13 protein-coding genes are annotated in these 17,098 nt (G+C 63.2%); 6 read left to right on the forward strand and 7 right to left on the reverse strand.

The features are described 5' to 3' along the window. Positions 1-89: 89 nt before the first annotated feature. The 5 genes from AC1DMY_RS19655 to dnaA form a co-directional block, all read right to left on the reverse strand. Positions 90-1,379, reverse strand: coding sequence for a tetratricopeptide repeat protein (locus AC1DMY_RS19655; protein ID WP_477166542.1), 1,290 nt, complete (start codon positions 1,377-1,379; stop codon positions 90-92). A 311-nt stretch (positions 1,380-1,690) separates the two neighbouring features. Continuing rightward, entirely contained in the window at positions 1,691-4,105 is a 2,415-nt protein-coding gene (gene gyrB, locus AC1DMY_RS19660) for a DNA topoisomerase (ATP-hydrolyzing) subunit B (protein WP_477166543.1), read from the reverse strand. Positions 4,106-4,178: 73 nt separating this feature from the next. After that, on the reverse strand, positions 4,179-5,258 hold the full coding sequence (gene recF, locus AC1DMY_RS19665; RefSeq protein WP_477166544.1) for a DNA replication/repair protein RecF: 1,080 nt from the start codon (positions 5,256-5,258) through the stop codon (positions 4,179-4,181). Between the two features lie 96 nt (positions 5,259-5,354). Next, positions 5,355-6,455: a DNA polymerase III subunit beta gene (gene dnaN / locus AC1DMY_RS19670; protein ID WP_477166545.1), complete on the reverse strand. Its 1,101-nt coding sequence runs from the start codon at positions 6,453-6,455 to the stop codon at positions 5,355-5,357. Positions 6,456-6,706: 251 nt separating this feature from the next. Continuing rightward, positions 6,707-8,053 carry a chromosomal replication initiator protein DnaA gene (gene dnaA / locus AC1DMY_RS19675; protein ID WP_441601817.1) on the reverse strand — a complete coding sequence of 449 codons (1,347 nt, stop codon included), beginning with the start codon at positions 8,051-8,053 and terminating at the stop codon, positions 6,707-6,709. A gap of 211 nt (positions 8,054-8,264) precedes the next feature. Between dnaA and rpmH the strand changes: the two genes are divergently transcribed. From rpmH to AC1DMY_RS19700, 5 genes are all read left to right on the forward strand, one after another. Continuing rightward, on the forward strand, positions 8,265-8,402 hold the full coding sequence (gene rpmH, locus AC1DMY_RS19680) for a 50S ribosomal protein L34 (protein WP_019464789.1): 138 nt from the start codon (positions 8,265-8,267) through the stop codon (positions 8,400-8,402). 13 nt (positions 8,403-8,415) lie between these two features. Beyond that, positions 8,416-8,814, forward strand: a complete 399-nt coding sequence (gene rnpA, locus AC1DMY_RS19685) for a ribonuclease P protein component (RefSeq protein ID WP_477166546.1) — start codon at positions 8,416-8,418, stop codon at positions 8,812-8,814. Between the two features lie 57 nt (positions 8,815-8,871). Beyond that, the gene (gene yidC / locus AC1DMY_RS19690; RefSeq protein WP_477166547.1) at positions 8,872-10,557 is read left to right on the forward strand and encodes a membrane protein insertase YidC; all 1,686 of its coding nucleotides are present in this window, start codon (positions 8,872-8,874) and stop codon (positions 10,555-10,557) included. Positions 10,558-10,715: 158 nt separating this feature from the next. Then, on the forward strand, positions 10,716-12,056 hold the full coding sequence (gene mnmE, locus AC1DMY_RS19695; RefSeq protein ID WP_477166548.1) for a tRNA uridine-5-carboxymethylaminomethyl(34) synthesis GTPase MnmE: 1,341 nt from the start codon (positions 10,716-10,718) through the stop codon (positions 12,054-12,056). A 119-nt stretch (positions 12,057-12,175) separates the two neighbouring features. Further along, on the forward strand, positions 12,176-14,752 hold the full coding sequence (locus AC1DMY_RS19700; protein WP_477166549.1) for a DNA translocase FtsK: 2,577 nt from the start codon (positions 12,176-12,178) through the stop codon (positions 14,750-14,752). A gap of 107 nt (positions 14,753-14,859) precedes the next feature. On the opposite strand, the gene rbsK is transcribed toward AC1DMY_RS19700, so the two are convergent. Together rbsK and AC1DMY_RS19710 are read right to left on the reverse strand one after the other, a co-directional pair. Continuing rightward, entirely contained in the window at positions 14,860-15,741 is an 882-nt protein-coding gene (rbsK, locus tag AC1DMY_RS19705; protein WP_477166550.1) for a ribokinase, read from the reverse strand. 59 nt (positions 15,742-15,800) lie between these two features. Continuing rightward, a complete protein-coding gene (locus AC1DMY_RS19710) occupies positions 15,801-16,226 on the reverse strand; it encodes a hypothetical protein (RefSeq protein ID WP_477166551.1) in 426 nt (141 codons plus the stop codon). Positions 16,227-16,361: 135 nt separating this feature from the next. Between AC1DMY_RS19710 and AC1DMY_RS19715 the strand changes: the two genes are divergently transcribed. Continuing rightward, positions 16,362-17,060: a glutathione binding-like protein gene (locus tag AC1DMY_RS19715; RefSeq protein ID WP_477166552.1), complete on the forward strand. Its 699-nt coding sequence runs from the start codon at positions 16,362-16,364 to the stop codon at positions 17,058-17,060. Positions 17,061-17,098 lie beyond the last annotated feature (38 nt).

Consider the following 17,098-nt stretch of genomic DNA (forward strand, 5'->3'; position numbering starts at 1 on the left):
AACGGTACAACAGCACATAGCATTTGTATAGCACTTGTGAGGCAGACATATGGACGTCCATCTGCCTCGCAGTTGTTACACGTTCTGCCTTACTTGCTCGCGCCCTGAGCCTTCAGCCAAGCCTTTGCTTTGGCGGAGGTTTCGGGATCCTGTGCGGCCTTCTCCATGGCTGCGATCGTGCCCGGCTTGTCCTTCAGGCCACGACACGCTTCAGCCAGCAACATATAAGCCGTGCCCTTGTGCTGCACGCCCTTGTCGATGCCCTGTTGGATGAGGCTCTTCGCCTCGCTGAACTTGCTGTCCTGAATGAGCAGCTGGCCAGCGCGGATATTCGCCTCGCCGTCCTTCGCCATCGGGATCGCCTTCTGGTAAGCCGCCAGCGCACCCGACGTGTTGTCGGACATGTAGGAAGCCGTACCGAGCAGCGTGTAGTTCTCGGCGGTGGACGTGATTACGCCCTTGCTCAAGCCTTCCTGAAGGACTGCAACCGCCTTGGTGGCCGGTTCCTTCTGGTCGCCGCTCTGCTGACCGGAGATCAGGTAGAGCTTGGCAAGATTGATGTAGTCCTTCTCGGTCTTAAGCTGGCCGCTGGCACGCGCTTTCTCCATCAGCGAAATCGCTTCCGGATACTTCTGCGCCTGCATCAGCACGGCCACAGCGTTGTTCAAAGCGTTCGGGTCATTCGGGTTGGCTGCAAGCTGCTGCTGCGCCACCTGTGCGGCCTGGTCGCCCTGGCCGGATTCCGAGTAGCTGGCCATCAGGATCTGGTTCCAGCTGTCGTTCGGCTTGTCGGTCATCGACTGCGCCTTCTTGATGGCGGCAATCGCTTCCGGGAACTTCTCAAGACGGTAGTAGGCATTGCCTTGGAGTGCGTACGACTCGGCGGTTTCCTTCTTGCCTTCGGTGCGCCACTTCTCAACCGTATCGATGCTCAGCTGGTACTGCTCATTGGCCAGGTAGAACTGGGCCAGCATGTACTCGAGCTGGAAGTAGGTGTCGTTCGGCAGAGTGCCGTTGTCGAGCGCGCGCTTGAGCAGATCGATGGCGCCCTTCACGTCGCCGTCGTTGTAGTGCACGTTCGCCAGACCCTGCAGGGCCAGCGCTTGCGCATACTTGCTCTTGCTGCCGTCGGCGATCGGCTGAAGGATCTGGATCGCCTTGTCCTTGTCCTGGTTGTTGACCGCGTCGAGACCTTCGTTGATCGCCTTCTGGTCTTTCTCGCTGGTCAGGTCCAGCTTCGGTTCCTTGCGCGTGGCGTTGGGGTACAGCACTTCCTTCTTGTCCTTGGAAGGGCTATCGCTCGCGATGACCGGGGTGCTCACCACGGCCAGGGCCAGCGCCGAACCAGCGAGCATCTTGATCAGGGGAACACGCTTCATGGCAGTCCTCAATGTAGGTTTCACGCGCTTAGGACGCGGGGGATCGCTGAGCGTAACCTGACTCGGCGGCAGATAACAAGTCGCAGCGCGGCAACAAAGAATGTTAAAAATCAATAAGTTGGACCATACGCCAGCGACGGGACCTGATTTTCATGCGCCAGCACCATGCCATCCGTGACTTTTCGGCCTGGAAACACGCTATCGGCAGCCCTTTTGCCGACTTTAGTTAACGTGCTAATGCGTTAACACGCGCCGACGGAAAAAAGGCCGCGGCGACGCGAGGGATGCTCGCATCGCACGCGGCCCGATGGTCACACGTCGAGGTTGGCGACCTTCAGTGCATTGGCTTCGATGAAGTCGCGACGCGGTTCCACTGCCTCGCCCATCAGCATGGAGAACATCTGGTCGGCCGCAAACGCGTCCTCGATGCCCACCTGCAGCATGCGCCGGGTTTCCGGATTCACCGTGGTTTCCCACAGCTGTTCCGGATTCATTTCGCCCAGGCCCTTGAAGCGCTGGATCATGCGGCCCTTCTTGCCCTCTTCCAGCAGCCAGTGGCGAGCGTCGGCAAAGCTAAGCACGCCGCGCGAACCATTGCCCCGGCGCACCACCGCGTCCGCCTGCACCAGGCCGGCGAGCTGCTGGCTGGCCTGCAGGATCGGGCGGAATTCCGCGCCGCTGAAGAACGGCTGCTGCAGCAACCAGGTATGCGAGAGGCCGTGCTGGTCGCGCACCACTTCGATCGCGGCCGGCTGCTCATCTACCGCCGGACGCAGCGCCAGACGGTAGCGGGGCTTGCCCAGGCCGCTCGCCGCCAGGCGCAATTGCACACCAGCCAGCCAGTCCTGCATGGCGGCCGCGTCGGTCCACAACGACGGATCCATCGGCGTGTGCTCAAGCATCGCCGTGAGCACGGTGGCGTCGAAGCGATGGCCCAGTCTCTGAATCTGGTCGAGAGCGGCCTGGTAGTCGCGCAGCAGCTTCTCAAGCGCCTCGCCGGAGATACCTGGCGCCACGGCCGAGTACTGGAGTTCGGCGCCATCCAGGGCGCTGGAGACCAGGTAGCTGTTGAGCGCAGCGTCGTCCTTGAGGTAAAGCTCCTGCTTGCCCTGCTTGATCTTGTAGAGCGGCGGCAGGCCGATGTAGATGTGGCCGCGCTCGATCAGCTCGGGCATCTGACGGTAGAAGAACGTGAGCAACAGCGTACGGATGTGCGAGCCGTCCACGTCCGCGTCGGTCATGATGACGATGCGGTGGTAGCGCAGCTTGTCCGGGTTGTACTCCTCCTTGCCGATGCCCGTGCCAAGCGCGGTGATCAGCGTGCCGACTTCGGCGGAGGCCAGCATCTTGTCGAAGCGGGCCTTCTCCACGTTGAGGATCTTGCCCTTCAACGGCAGCACGGCCTGCGTCTTGCGGTTGCGGCCCTGCTTGGCCGAACCGCCTGCGGAGTCACCCTCGACCAGGAACAGTTCGCACAGCGCCGGATCCTTTTCCTGGCAGTCGGCCAGCTTGCCCGGCAGGCCGGCGATGTCCAGCGCGCCCTTGCGGCGGGTCATCTCGCGGGCCTTGCGGGCGGCTTCGCGGGCGCGGGCGGCGTCGACCACCTTGGAGGCGATGGCTTTGGCTTCGCTCGGGTGCTCCAGCAGGAACTCGCCCAGCTTTTCGTTGACGGCCTGCTCCACCGCGGTCTTCACCTCGGAGGAAACCAGCTTGTCCTTGGTCTGGGAGGAGAACTTCGGGTCGGGCACCTTCACCGAGAGCACGGCGATCATGCCTTCGCGCATGTCATCGCCCGAAAGCGTGACCTTGGCGTTCTTGGCCAGACCTTCCTTTTCGATGTAGCTCTGCAACGAACGTGTCAGCGCCGCACGGAAGCCGGTGAGGTGGGTGCCACCGTCGCGCTGCGGGATGTTGTTGGTGAAGCAGTACATCGTTTCCTGGTACGCATCGGTCCACTGCATCGCCAGCTCGACCGAAATACCGTCCTGCTGCGCGCTCAGGCTGATCACGTTCGGATGCAGCGCAGTCTTGAGCTGGGCCAGGTGCTGCACGAAGGAGCGGATGCCGCCTTCGTAGGCAAAACGATCGCTACGCCCTTCCCCGCGCTCGTCCTTCAGGTCGATGGTGACGCCGGAGTTGAGGAACGCCAGCTCGCGCAGGCGCTTGGCCAGGATGTCGTAATGGAACTCGACATTGGTGAAGGTGCCGGTGCTGGGCAGGAAGCGCACGGTGGTGCCGCGCTTGGTGGAGTCGCCAACCGGCTTGATCGGATACAGCGGCTCGCCATGGGCGTATTCCTGCTGATATTCCTTGCCCTCACGGTAGATGGTCAGCCACAGGTGCGAGCTGAGCGCGTTCACCACGGACACGCCCACGCCGTGCAGGCCGCCGGAAACCTTGTAGGAGTTGGCGTCGAACTTGCCGCCGGCATGCAGCACGGTCATCACCACTTCCGCGGTGGACCGCCCTTCCTCCGGATGGGTGTCGACCGGGATGCCGCGGCCGTTGTCGGTCACGCTGACCGAACCATCGTCGAGGATGGTCACGGTTACGTGGTCGCAGTAGCCAGCGAGGGCTTCGTCGATCGAGTTGTCGACGACTTCGAACACCATGTGGTGCAGGCCGGTGCCGTCATCGGTATCGCCGATGTACATACCGGGGCGCTTGCGCACCGCTTCCAGACCTTTCAAAACTTTGATGTTGCTCGAATCGTAGGATGCGTTCATTCGTCGACCGTTTCCTGGGCGCCTTCTCCCGCCCGGACGGCGCCTAGAGGCCGGGCTGGGACACAATCGGTGATTATAGCAGGGGGCCGAGACGACCCTGTTCCACGTGGAACACTTGTGTGGGACCTTGCTGGAGGGCCTCAGGAACCTCCGTTCCCGTGACCAGTACCTGGGCGCCTACCTGGCGCAGCTGGTTCACAACGGCCGCCTGATGAGCTTTGTCGAGTTCCGAGGCTAAATCATCCAAGCAGACCACGGGCCACTCGCCCCGCCGCTCCGCGTAGAGTGCGGCTTGAGCAAGAGAGCAACCCAGCGCCGTGAGCTTCTCCTGCCCTCGGGACAGATGTTCGCGTTGGGGTGCGTGCTCGAACACGATGGACCAGTCCGCACGATGCGACCCCATGGTCGTGTGACCGCGAGCCAGATCCCTGCCTCGTTGACTGGCCAGTAGCTCGCCCAGCGAGGCATCGTCGGACCAGCCCCGCCGATACTTCATCTCAACGCCGCCCAACTCAGGCAGCAGGCCAGTCATCGCCCTTTCAATATGGGGGCGCAGCGCGGCCAAATACAGCTCTCGCAGGCGATCGATCACCGCCGCGGTGGCGTCGAGTTCAGCCTCCCAGGGCAGGAACAACGCGTCGGAAGCGGGTGTGGAGGACCTCAACAAGGCGTTTCGTTGCTTGAGAGCCCGTTGGTAGCGTCTCCAAGCCAGCATGAACTCGTGTTCCACGTGGAACACGCCCCAATCCAGGTAGCGGCGACGCTCTTCAGCGCCACCGGCGATCAAGGCGTGCGAACCCGGTTCAAAACAAACGACCGCGCACTCCCCCACCAGCTCGCTAAGGCTGACAACCTCGCCATCCATCCGAGCTTCCCAACGAACGCCTTGGCGACCCAAGCCCAAACGACGACTTCGACCATCTGCATGGCGAAGCTCAGCGAACACGGCCAAGGCATCTGCCCCTCGTTGGAGCAAGGCGTCTTTTGCACCGGAACGGAACGAACGGGCGTGCGACAGCAAGAACGCCGCTTCCAAAATGCTGGTCTTGCCAGCCCCATTGGCGCCGGCAAAGACTGTCACACCCGGCTCCAGGGGAATCACCACGTCCGCCAGGCAGCGCAAACCACGTATGCGCAGGCTTTCAAGCCACATATCAACAAACGTCCCATGCAAGAACGCCGGAGCGTCTTTCGACGGCCCCGGCGTTCGTGACTGGCTTGCCGTAAACAGGCAAACGGTGATTCGCCATCAGAGTCGCAGCGGCATGATCACGTGGCGAGCCTGGTCGCTATCGTCTTCCTGCACCAGGCAGCTCGACTGCGCATCACGCAGGCTCAAGCGAGCACGCTCGCCGCGCAAGGCGGCCAAGGCATCGAGCAAATAACCCACATTGAAGCCAACGGCCAGATCGGACACCGGCGTATCGGCTTCCAGCTCTTCCACGGCCTCTTCCTGCTCCGGGTTGTGAGCGACGATGCGCAGCTTGCCCGGCGACAGTTCCAGCTTCACGCCACGGTACTTCTCATTGGAAAGAATCGCAGCGCGCTGGAGCGCTCCGCGCAGCACTTCGCGATCCAGCGTAGCGTGCTTGTCGGCACCGAGCGGAATGACTGCTTCGTAATCCGGAAAACGACCGTCGATGAGCTTGGAGGTGAACACCACATCGCCACGACGAACGCGCAGGTGGTTGCGGCCGAATTCCAGCTCAACCTGGCCGTCGCCGGTTTCGAACAAACCGACCAACTCATTCACGCCCTTGCGGGGGATGATGATCTGGCGGCGGGTGGAAACCTTGCTCTCCAGCTTGGTTTCCTTGAGCGCGAGGCGATGGCCGTCGGTGGCTACGCAGCGCAGCGTGTGCTCCTGCAGATCCAGCAACATGCCGTTCAAGTAGTAGCGCACGTCCTGGTTGGCCATGGCGAACGAGGTGCGCTCCATGAGATCGCGCAGCACCTCTTCCGGTAGCGCTACTCGCTCAACCAGCTCGATTTCATCGATGGTCGGGAATTCGGTCGCTGGCAGCGTGGCGAGCGTGAAGCGGCTGCGTCCCGCATTCATAGCTACGCGATCGCCGTTGAGTTTCAGCTCGATCTGCGCGCCATCGGGCAGTGCACGCACGATGTCGAACAGCTTGCGCGCTGGAATCGTGATCTCTCCGTCGACCAGCTTGTCAGCGGCCGTGGTGGCGATCATCTCCACTTCCAGATCGGTACCCGTCAGCGACACTTTGCCGTCGGCGACTTTCACCAGCAGGTTGGCTAGAACCGGCAGCGTCTGGCGGCGTTCGACCACACCGACGACCTGCTGCAACGGTTTGAGCAGAGCTTCTCGTTGAATGCTGAATTGCATGTATGCGCTTCCCCAATCCTGCTTTTCTGTTTTTAAAAGAAGTTCTGTAGTGGTGGTAGGGGCCGTGGATAACTCAAAATCGAGAAATTATCCTTATCAATCAAGGCTTTGCCGCACTTCGACACTGTGTTTCAAAGGGCCGGATGATTGTGCACCAAATGTGGATAACTTTTCGGTCCAATCCATCCACCTATTATCCACAGCTTGCCACAGTACTTTTCAAGCGTTCAGTGCACAGCCGCCCTGCTCGCTCAGCCGGTGAGGATACGGATCAACTGTTCCCAATCCTGCCGCATGCGTGTGTCGGTCTCGCAATGCTTCTTGATCGTGCGGCAGGCATGCAGCACCGTCGTATGGTCGCGGCCGCCGAACGCCTCGCCGATCTCCGGCAGGCTGTGCTCGGTGAGCTCCTTGGACAAGGCCATGGCGATCTGGCGCGGGCGAGCCAGCGAACGCACGCGTCGCTTGGACAACAGATCCTGCAGACGCACCTGGTAGTAGTCGGCCACGATCTTCTGGATGTTCGGTACCGTCACCGCTTGCGCGTGGGTGGCGAGCAGGTCGCGCAGGGTTTCTTCCGCGAAATCAATCGTGATCGGCTTGCCATAGAAGTTGGCTCGCGCCGCCAGCGTGTTGAGTGCGCCTTCGAGGTCGCGAACATTGGAGCGGATGCGCTTGGCCAGCAGCATCGCGACGTTCTCGCTCACCGCCACGCCCTTGTCCTGCGCCTTGGACAGCAGGATGGCCGCGCGCGTCTCGAAGTCCGGCGGCTCGATCGCCACCGACAGGCCCCAACCCAGGCGCGACTTCAGCCGCGGCTCGAGCTTGTCCACTTCTTTCGGATAGCGGTCGCAGGTCAGGATGATCTGCTGCTTGGATTCGAACAACGCGTTGAAGGTGTGGAAAAACTCTTCCTGCGTGGTGTCCTTGCCGGCGAAGAACTGGATATCGTCGATCAGCAGCGCGTCGACCGAACGGAAGCGCCGCTTGAATTCGTCCATGCTCTTGGTGCGCAGCGCCTCGATCATCGAACCGACGAACTGCTCCGAACGCAGGTACAGCACCTTGAAATCAGGGTTGCGCTCGCGCATCAGGTTGCCGGAGGCGTGCATCAAGTGCGTTTTACCAAGACCGGTGCCGCCGTACAGCAGCAACGGGTTGTAGGCGCGGCCCGGATTCATGGCCACCTGCATGGCGGCGGCCTTGCCCAGCTGGTTCGACTTGCCTTCGACAAAGGTTTCGAAGGTGTAATGCGGATCCAGGTTGTGGTTGAAGGTTGGCGCCGGTGCTTCGATCACCGTGGGGGCGACCTTGGCCGGCGCGGGCGCGGCCACCTTGCCGCTCGCCGTGGCGCGCGGCGAGTTGGAGCCCACTTCCAGGCGTACCGTGAGATCGTGCCCGGTCAGCTGGCTGATCACCGTTTCAATGCGCGCCAGATAGCGTTCGCGCACCGTATCGAGCGTGTAGGGGTTCGGCGCAAACAGCTGCAAGCCATGGGTGTCGTCGCGCGCCTGCAGTGGCATCAGCCAGGTGTGCAGGTCTTCGGCGTTCAATTCGCCCTCGAGGCGCTCGAGACAGCGCCGCCACAGGTCACTCATGGGAAGTATTCAACCACTGGAAGGAGCGCTTTCGCGCGGGGTGGACCGGCAATTCTAGCAGCACGAGCGCTCCTTCATGGCGGGATATCCACATGGATATCCACAGGAAGTAAACAGCCTTTTGTCAACCCCGAACATACCCCTGTTTGACAAGCGTCGAACTTCCTCTTCATAATCTCCAACCTTTTTACCAACTTAACCGGAGGAAGCCATGTCCAAGCGGACCTTCCAGCCCAGCAAGCTCAAGCGTGCCCGCACCCACGGCTTCCGTGCTCGTATGGCAACGGCCGATGGCCGCAAGATCCTGAACGCACGTCGCGCGAAGGGTCGCAAGCGCCTGATCCCGTAAGCGGCTCGCCAGCATGGGTGCCGCCGGCCTGCCGCGTGAAGCGCGGTTACGTAGCGCCGGTGATTTTGCAGCTTTGCGACATACCAGCGGCCGCTTCGGCGGCCGCTGTTTTTCTGTGCGCTATCGGGCCAATGAGCTGGGCCACCCGCGCCTGGGGCTGGCCATATCCAAACGCGTGTCCAAGCGTGCGGTCGATCGCAACCGCATCAAACGCCTGATCCGCGAATCTTTCCGGCGTGCGCGTCTTGAGCTTCCGCCCGTCGACCTCATGGTGATGGCACGCGAGCAGGCATGTAGCCTGCCGGGTCCGGAGCTGCTCGCCGAATTGCAGCAGCTGTGGAAGAAACTGCGTTCCGCCAAGGTCGAGGTCACATTGAAGCCGGGCGACCCGACCGGCACAATCGTGCGTTGACCTTCTCCATTCCTTTCCGCGACATGCGTGTCGCGGATGCACCGGATCTGCTCCGCGATGAATCAAACGCGTACGTTCCTCATCTTTGCCCTGCTGGCTGTCGCCTATCTCTTGTTCCAGGCCTGGGAGAAGGACTACGGCCCGCAACCGCCTGCTGCCGTCGCTGCCACTACCGGCACCGACACCAGCGTGCCCGGCGCCAGTGCATCCACGGCCCCGGCTGCGGTTCCCGGCACGGTCAGCGAAGCGTCCGCCCAGCTGATCACGGTGAGCACCGACGTGCTGCGCCTGACCATCGATACGCGCGGCGGCAGCGTGGTCCGTTCGGAGCTGCTCACCTACCCGTCGGTGCCGCGCACCCGCAAGGATCCCGATCCGGCGCCGGCGCGCCTGCTCGATGACGATCGCGCGCAGTACTTCGTGGCGCAGAGCGGCATCGTCAGCAACCAGGGCGACGCGCCTGATCATCGTGCGGTGTTCTCGGCCGCGCAGACCAGCTACGCGCTGACCCAGGGCCAGGATGATCTGAAGGTCGACCTGACCTGGCAGAACGCCGCAGGCCTCAAGGTCACCAAGACTTTCGCGCTCAAGCGCGGCAGCTACGTCGTCACCGTCGACCAGAAGATCGAAAACGGCGGCAGCACGGCATGGGCCGGCAATACCTATGAACAGCTGCAGCGCGTCGCACCGGCGCAGCAGAAGAGCTGGCTGCAGAACTTCACCGATCCCTCGTCGCACAGCTTCTATGGCGCGGCCTGGTATAGCCCCGACGACAAGATGACCACGCTGTCGTTCGCGGACTTCGCCAAGAAGCCGTTGAACCACGCCATCACCGGCGGCTGGGCATCGATGCTGCAGCACTACTTCTTTGTCGCCTGGATTCCGCAGGCGCAGGACGCCAGCACGTACAGCACCAGCGTGATCAATGGCGATACCGCGCAGCCGGTCTATCTGATCCGCGCGGTGGGCCCGTCCATCAGCGTGGCGCCGGGCCAGAGCGCCACGAGTGCATCGCGTCTGTACATTGGTCCGAAGCTGCAGGGCACGCTTGATCAGGTGGCGCCGGGTCTCGACCTCACCACCAACTACGGTTGGCTGACCGTCGTCGCGCAGCCGCTGCACTGGTTGCTTTCGCAGCTGCATGCCATCGCCGGCAACTGGGGCGTGGCCATCATCCTGCTCGTGCTGCTGCTGAAGGGCGCGCTGTGGAAGCTCACGGCCGCGCAGTTCCGTTCCGGCGCCCGTATGCGCAAGCTGCAGCCGCGCGTGAACGCTCTGAAGGAGCGTTACGGCGACGACAAGATGAAGATGCAGCAGGCCATGATGGAGCTGTACAAGAAGGAGAAGGTCAACCCGATGTCGGGCTGCCTGCCGATCCTGATCACCATGCCGGTGTTCTTCGGTCTCTATCGCGTGCTGATGGAAAGCGTGGAGCTGCGCCATGCGCCGTTCTTCGGCTGGGTGCACGACCTTTCCGCGCCCGATCCGTTCTTCGTGCTGCCGGTGATCTACATCCTGGTGATGCTGGCCACGCAGTGGCTGACGCCGGCAGCGGCGGGCATGGACCCGGCGCAGCAGAAGATGATGAAGGTGATGCCGGTAGTGTTCGGCTTCATGTTCCTGTTCTTCCCGGCCGGCCTGGTGCTGTACTGGGTGGTCAACGGTCTGACCAGCCTGACCCAGCAGTGGCTGATCACGCGCAGCGTGGACCGCGCGGACGAGAAGGCCAAGGCAGCGGCCTGATCGATTTGAAGGGTTTCGAAGAAAAGGCCGCGTCAGCGGCCTTTTTCTTGCGCGACAAACCTAGGGCTCGTCATCCCGCCTCCGGCCTGCGCCGGGATGACGATGAGGGAGGCGATATCGTTGTCGCATTCCCCCACGCAAACCGCATAATTCCCGCCATGACTCACACCGACACCATTGCTGCCATTGCCAGCGCTCCCGGTGCCGCCGGCGTCGGCGTGTTGCGCGTGTCGGGACCTGCTGTTCCCGGCATCGCTGCGGAACTGTTCGGGCGCGACCCCGATCCGCGCCGCGCGCACTTCACCGCATTCCGCGAACGCGATGGCGAACTGATCGATCGCGGCCTGCTGCTCTACTTCCCCGCGCCGGCCTCCTACACCGGCGAACACGTCCTGGAACTGCAGGGCCATGGCAGCCCCGTGCTGCTCGATGCGCTGCTGCGTCGCGTCTGCAGCATCGGCGCGCGTTTGGCACGTCCGGGCGAATTCACCGAACGCGCATTCCTCAACGGCAAGCTCGATCTGGCGCAGGCGGAAGCCGTAGCCGATTTGATCGCGGCGCGTTCGCAGGCCGGCGCGCGTGCGGCCTTGCGCTCGATGGAAGGTGTGTTCTCGCGCAAGGTGCACGATCTGCTGCAGTCATTGATTGCGCTGCGCGTACATATCGAAGCGGCAATCGACTTTCCCGAAGAGGAAATCGACTTTCTCGCCGACCCCACCATCATGCGGCAGCTGCAGGCGCTGCGTGCGGAACTCGATGCCTTGTTGCGCGAAGCGCAGCGCGGCGTGAGGCTCAACGATGGTTTGCGCGTCGCCATCATCGGACGCCCCAACGCCGGCAAATCCAGCCTGCTCAATGCGCTTGCCGGCAGCGACCGTGCCATCGTCACCGACATCGCCGGTACCACCCGCGATGTGCTGCGCGAACAGCTAAACCTCGATGGTGTAGCGCTGGAGCTGGCCGACACGGCGGGTTTGCGCGACACCGACGATCCGGTCGAGCGCGAAGGCGTACGCCGCGCCCATGGCGAACTCGCTCGCGCCGATGTCGCCCTGCTCGTCACCGACATCGCGCACGCCGAACACGACCTTGCCCTGCTCGCGGACCTGCCCGCGAGCGTGGAACGCATCGTCTTCATCAACAAGATCGACCTCTCCAGCGGCACGCCGCGTTACGACGTACGCCCTGACGCCATCTGGGTGTGGGCCTCCGCGAAAACCGGTGCCGGCCTCGATGCCTTGCGCGACCATTTGAAGCAACTCGCCGGCTCCGGCAGTGGCGAAGGCGCATTCAGTGCGCGCCGCCGCCATGTGCTGGCACTTGAGGAAGTCGCCCTGCACCTGGATCGGGCCGAGCAGGTGTTGCGCGTCACCCGTGCGGGCGAACTGGCGGCCGAGGAACTGCGCCAGGCCCAGCAGGCCCTGGGCGAAATCACCGGCAGCTACACCAGCGACGATCTGCTTGGCGCCATCTTCAGCTCGTTCTGCATCGGCAAATAGTGCGCTGGTCGGAAGCCAAGTTCCAAACAGCGACAAGACGTTAGCGAACTCTCTGCTGACGTGCCTTAGGCAATGGCGCTAACATGCTGAGTTTGCACGCGGTCGATTCGAATCCAGGCATGCTCTCATTCTTTTTCGGTGCCTTCGGGCTGTCCACACTCTGGCTTGTACCCCTGCTCTGGCGCGTTGGCAGGAGCCTGCTGAAGCGGCCCAACGGATCCGGCGGTGGCAAAGGTTCGATTCGCTACGCGTTGGGCGCGCTGCTGGTGCTGCTGGCCAGTGCCACGCTCGAAGGTCTGGTGATCGATCAGTACACCGATGATGCAAACGCTGGCGGCACGGTTTGCCGTGCCCTGTCGCACGGCATCGGTGGCCTGCTCGGCGGATGGCTGACTACGCTGGTCATGCTGGCCCTGCTCGCCGCTGCGTTGCCGTGGTATCTGGGCATGGCTTGGCCGGCCATGTTCAAGCGTCTGTCGGCGGGTGTCGACGTAATCGCCAGCTTGCTCCAGCGCGCGCTGGATGCAATCGCCGCGCGGCGTGGCAAGACGATCACACGACGCCGACCGACTGGAGCGGTGCGCCGCGCGGAACGCGCACCCGCAAAGAGTCGCCGACCGATGCCAGTAGCACAGCGCGCTGCCCGCGCCGCTGCCGATCCTGTCGTCGCGGCCAAGCCCGCGCCGACACCGGCATCACCGGCACCACCCGTATCGTCGTCGCGTATCCCGCCTGTTCGCTATGCGGCACAGCAAGAGCAAGTGATCCGCGAGCCCTGGCTTACGCCCAAGCATGGACGCGTTGCTGCACCGTCTTCGGGCCCAACGTTGAGGCGTGCGGCGTCTGCCACCGCGACCAGCGCGGGCTTGGCAAAGACGATCGTGTCACCGATGGCTGCCAGCGCCGCGACGGCGCAGGCCCCCCACCCGATGGAGCCGATGGCACCCGCTCCTTTGCCGATGCAAGCCGAACCCGTCGTCGACGAGGCGCTGTTGGCTGCGCCGGTAGTCCCGGATCCGGTGCCGCTGCCGGTTGCCGCCGCTTCTGCTGCGCCGGAGGAAACATCGTTCGATGTCGATCTCGCCGCCGTCGCCCTGCCTTTGCAAGCGGTGCCGATTGCGCCGGCGCGCCGCATCGCCGCCAACGACGACGAGCCCGTCACCGCGCCTGTGGATATCGCACCGTTGCCAGCGGCTGCGCCCGCGCGCGGCCGCGCGACGGCGATGTTGCCGCCGCTTTCCCTGCTGGCTGCGCCCCGCCAGGAACTGACTTCCATCGACGAAACGCAGCTCGCGGAAACCGGCGAACTGATCGAGCAGCGCTTGCGCGAGTTCAAAGTACCGGTGACGGTGGTCGGTGCCTCCGCTGGCCCGGTCATCACGCGCTTCGAAGTTGAACCGGCCGTGGGCGTGCGCGGCAATCAGATCGTCGCATTGATGAAGGATCTCGCGCGCGGTCTCGGACGGACGTCCATTCGCGTGGTGGAAACCATCCCGGGCAAGACTTGCATGGGCCTGGAGTTGCCGAACGAGCAACGCCAAATGATCGCCTTGTCCGAGATCCTCGACTCACCGGCCTATCGCGATGCCGATTCGCTGCTGACGCTGGCGATGGGCAAGGGCATTACCGGTGAACCGGTGGTGGCCGATCTGGCCAAGGCGCCGCATATGCTGGTCGCCGGCACTACCGGTTCGGGCAAGTCGGTCGCGGTGAACGCGATGATCCTGTCGATGTTGTACAAGGCCACGCCCGACGACGTGCGCATGATCATGATCGATCCGAAGATGCTGGAACTCTCGGTCTACGAGGGTATTCCACATCTGCTCGCACCCGTCGTCACCGACATGAAACTCGCGGCGAATGCGTTGGCGTGGTGCGTGGCGGAAATGGAAAACCGCTATCGCGTGATGTCGGATCTGCGCGTGCGCAATCTCGCCGGCTTCAATCAGAAAGTACGCGAAGCGCGAGCGGTGGGTCGACCGTTGATGAACCCATTTCCAGCGCATCCCGAAGTGCCCGAGTTGTTGGACACCTTGCCGATGATCGTGGTGGTGATCGACGAGCTGGCCGACCTGATGATGGTGGCCGGCAAGAAGATCGAAGAACTGATCGCACGCCTCGCCCAGAAAGCGCGCGCCGCCGGCATTCATTTGATCCTTGCGACGCAGCGCCCGTCGGTGGACGTGATCACCGGCCTGATCAAGGCGAACATCCCCACGCGTGTAGCCTTCCAGGTGTCGTCGAAGATCGACTCACGCACCATTCTCGATCAGATGGGTGCGGAGAGCCTGCTGGGCCAGGGCGACATGCTTTTCCTGCCGCCGGGCACGGGTTATCCACAGCGCATCCACGGTGCCTTTGTTGCCGATGAGGAAGTGCATCGCATCGTGGCCCACCTCAAACTCTACGGCGAACCCGATTACAAGGAAGAAATCCTTGCCGGGCCGCCTAGCGAAGGTTCCGGCGAACTGTTCGGCGAAGAAGCCGGCGATGCCGAACTTGATCCACTCTACGACGAGGCGGCTGCGTTCGTGCTGCGTTCGCGCCGTGCGTCCATCTCGTTCGTGCAGCGGCAGTTCCGCATCGGCTACAACCGCGCGGCGCGCTTGGTCGAAGCGATGGAAGCGGCAGGATTGGTGTCGTCGATGGGTATCAATGGGCAGCGCGAAGTGATTGCGCCAGGACCTTCGGACTAGCGCGAGCTGTCTGTGGGAGCGCACCCTGTGCGCGACAATCCTACGGAGCGATACACCTCAGCGTGGCTGTCGCGCACAGGGTGCGCTCCCACAGAGGGCGGGCGCTGTCACAGGAACTCGTCGAGCTCCGCACGCGTCGGCATGCCACCCTGCGCGCCCAATCGCGTCACCGACAACGCCGCCGCCGCACACGCCTTGCGTACCGCGATCGGCAATCCTTCGTGCAGGAAGACGGCCAGTGCGGCGTTGAACGTATCGCCCGCCCCCGTGGTGTCGACTACATCGACTTTAAAACCCGCCTGATGCCGTGGATCGCCGCCGTCGCGGTACCACGCGCCATCGCTGCCACGCGTAAGCACGACAGGCGCGGGTGCGCGTTGCATGAGCGTGCGAAAGTCCTCATCACCGGATGCACCAAGCAGGATGGCCAGCTCATGCTGGTTAGGCGTGAGATAGCGAGCGAGCTTCAGCCACTCCATCGGCAACTTCTGCGCGGGCGCAGGATTGAGAATGACCGGTTTGCCAAGCTTTTGACCAAGGCGCAGCGTGGCCTCGACTGATTCGAGCGGTATCTCCATCTGCACGAGGATGGCATCAGCAGATGCCAGTGTGGCCTGCGCGCGTTCGATCTGCGCCGGCGTCACGCGGGCATTGGCAGCAGGAACGACCACGATATGGTTTTCGCCTCCGGCAACCGTGATCGAGGCCGTGCCGCTGCCGCAATCGGCGATGCGCGCGACATGCTCCAGCGAGATGCCTTCGCGCGCGAGGCCGTCGTGCAGTTCGCTGCCAAAGGCGTCGTCGCCCAACGCACCGATCAGCGCGACATCCGCTCCCAGGCGGGCGGCAGCTACCGCCTGGTTGGCGCCCTTGCCGCCATGCACGGTGAGAAAGCGTTCGCCAAGAATGGTTTCGCCCGGCTCGGCAAAGCGCGGCGCCAGCGTCACCAGGTCCATATTGATGCTGCCGACCACGACGACGCGTGCCATACCTGCTCCATCAGTGCATTAGGCGAGATGGAGCAGGATAAGGGATGCCGCGGTCGGAATCAGCCGCCGCTGCTAGCCGGTGCCGCGGGCACGTTCTGGCCGCGCTTCTCCTGCATGCGCTCCATCGCCTTCTCGCGCACGGCTTTCCACTTGTCGCGCTGCTCCTGGGTGAGCACGGCGCCAATCTGATTGTCGCTGTCCTGCACGATCGCCATGGTCTTGGCGCGGCGGTCGGCGGGCTTGAGGCTGGTGTCGCCGCGTATCGCCTGCAGCTGTTGGCCGCGCTGTTCCAGTAGCGGGGCGATCTTGGCTTGCTGATCGGGCGTCAATTGCAATTGCTTGGTCAGGCGCTGCATCTGCGTTGGCGCATCGAAGGCGTGCATATGCTGGCTGCCCGCGGCAGGGGGCGTGTTCTGTTGGGCCCAGGCGTGGCCGCAAAGCGTGAGGGCAAGCGCGAACGCAGCGATGGCGGGAAGTCGTTTCATGGGCGGCACTCCTTAAGGGCGTCCCTGCGGGAACGCGGGCACCCGCCGGTGGTTGACGGTATGGGCACCCACCCCGGCTTGAATCCAAGCCTAGCGCCCCGAACATCAACAGATCGTCCGCCCCCAGGAAACCCCATGATCGAGCTGTACTACTGGCCCACGCCCAACGGCCACAAAATCACGCTTTTCCTCGAAGAAACCGGCCTCCCCTACACCATCAAGCCGGTCAACATCGGCAAGGGCGAGCAATTTCAGCCCGCATTCCTGGCCATCTCGCCGAACAACCGCATGCCGGCCATCGTGGATACCGCGCCTGCCGACGGCGGCGATCCGATCAGCGTGTTCGAATCCGGCGCGATCCTGCAGTACCTCGCCGAAAAGACCGGTCGTTTCCTGCCGACCGACCCACGCGGCAAATACACGGTGCTGGAGTGGCTGTACTGGCAGATGGGTGGGCTGGGACCCATGCTCGGCCAGAACCATCACTTCAGCCGCTACGCGCCGGAGAAAATCCCCTACGCCATCGACCGCTACGTCAACGAGACGCGTCGCCTGTACGGCGTGCTGAACAAGCGTCTGGAAGGCCGCGCCTTCATCGCCGGCAAGGACTACAGCATCGCCGATATGGCGGCCTATCCGTGGATCGTGCCGCACGAAAACCAGGGCATGACGCTGGACGAGTTCCCGCATTTGCAGGCGTGGTTTGCGGCGATCCGCGAGCGACCCGCGACCCAGCGCGCCTATGCGCTGGGCGACGAGATCAAAGGCAGGTTCGACCTGACCACGGACGAGGAAGCGCGCAAAGTGCTGTTCGGGCAGGGAGCGAAGAGCTAATCACGAGCATGACGAGGAGCGGAAGTCGTCAGAAAAGT

This window comes from Dyella sp. 01L423 (genome assembly GCF_056399945.1).

Coding starts and splice junctions, on each gene's coding strand:
- yidC (WP_477166547.1), top strand. CDS start 8,872: ATGAATCAAACGCGTACGTTCCTCATCTTTGCCCTGCTGGCTGTCGCC.
- mnmE (WP_477166548.1), top strand. CDS start 10,716: ATGACTCACACCGACACCATTGCTGCCATTGCCAGCGCTCCCGGTGCC.
- dnaA (WP_441601817.1), bottom strand. CDS start 8,053: ATGAGTGACCTGTGGCGGCGCTGTCTCGAGCGCCTCGAGGGCGAATTG.
- rnpA (WP_477166546.1), top strand. CDS start 8,416: ATGGGTGCCGCCGGCCTGCCGCGTGAAGCGCGGTTACGTAGCGCCGGT.
- dnaN (WP_477166545.1), bottom strand. CDS start 6,455: ATGCAATTCAGCATTCAACGAGAAGCTCTGCTCAAACCGTTGCAGCAG.
- AC1DMY_RS19700 (WP_477166549.1), top strand. CDS start 12,176: ATGCTCTCATTCTTTTTCGGTGCCTTCGGGCTGTCCACACTCTGGCTT.
- recF (WP_477166544.1), bottom strand. CDS start 5,258: ATGTGGCTTGAAAGCCTGCGCATACGTGGTTTGCGCTGCCTGGCGGAC.
- rpmH (WP_019464789.1), top strand. CDS start 8,265: ATGTCCAAGCGGACCTTCCAGCCCAGCAAGCTCAAGCGTGCCCGCACC.
- AC1DMY_RS19710 (WP_477166551.1), bottom strand. CDS start 16,226: ATGAAACGACTTCCCGCCATCGCTGCGTTCGCGCTTGCCCTCACGCTT.
- AC1DMY_RS19715 (WP_477166552.1), top strand. CDS start 16,362: ATGATCGAGCTGTACTACTGGCCCACGCCCAACGGCCACAAAATCACG.
- gyrB (WP_477166543.1), bottom strand. CDS start 4,105: ATGAACGCATCCTACGATTCGAGCAACATCAAAGTTTTGAAAGGTCTG.
- rbsK (WP_477166550.1), bottom strand. CDS start 15,741: ATGGCACGCGTCGTCGTGGTCGGCAGCATCAATATGGACCTGGTGACG.
- AC1DMY_RS19655 (WP_477166542.1), bottom strand. CDS start 1,379: ATGAAGCGTGTTCCCCTGATCAAGATGCTCGCTGGTTCGGCGCTGGCC.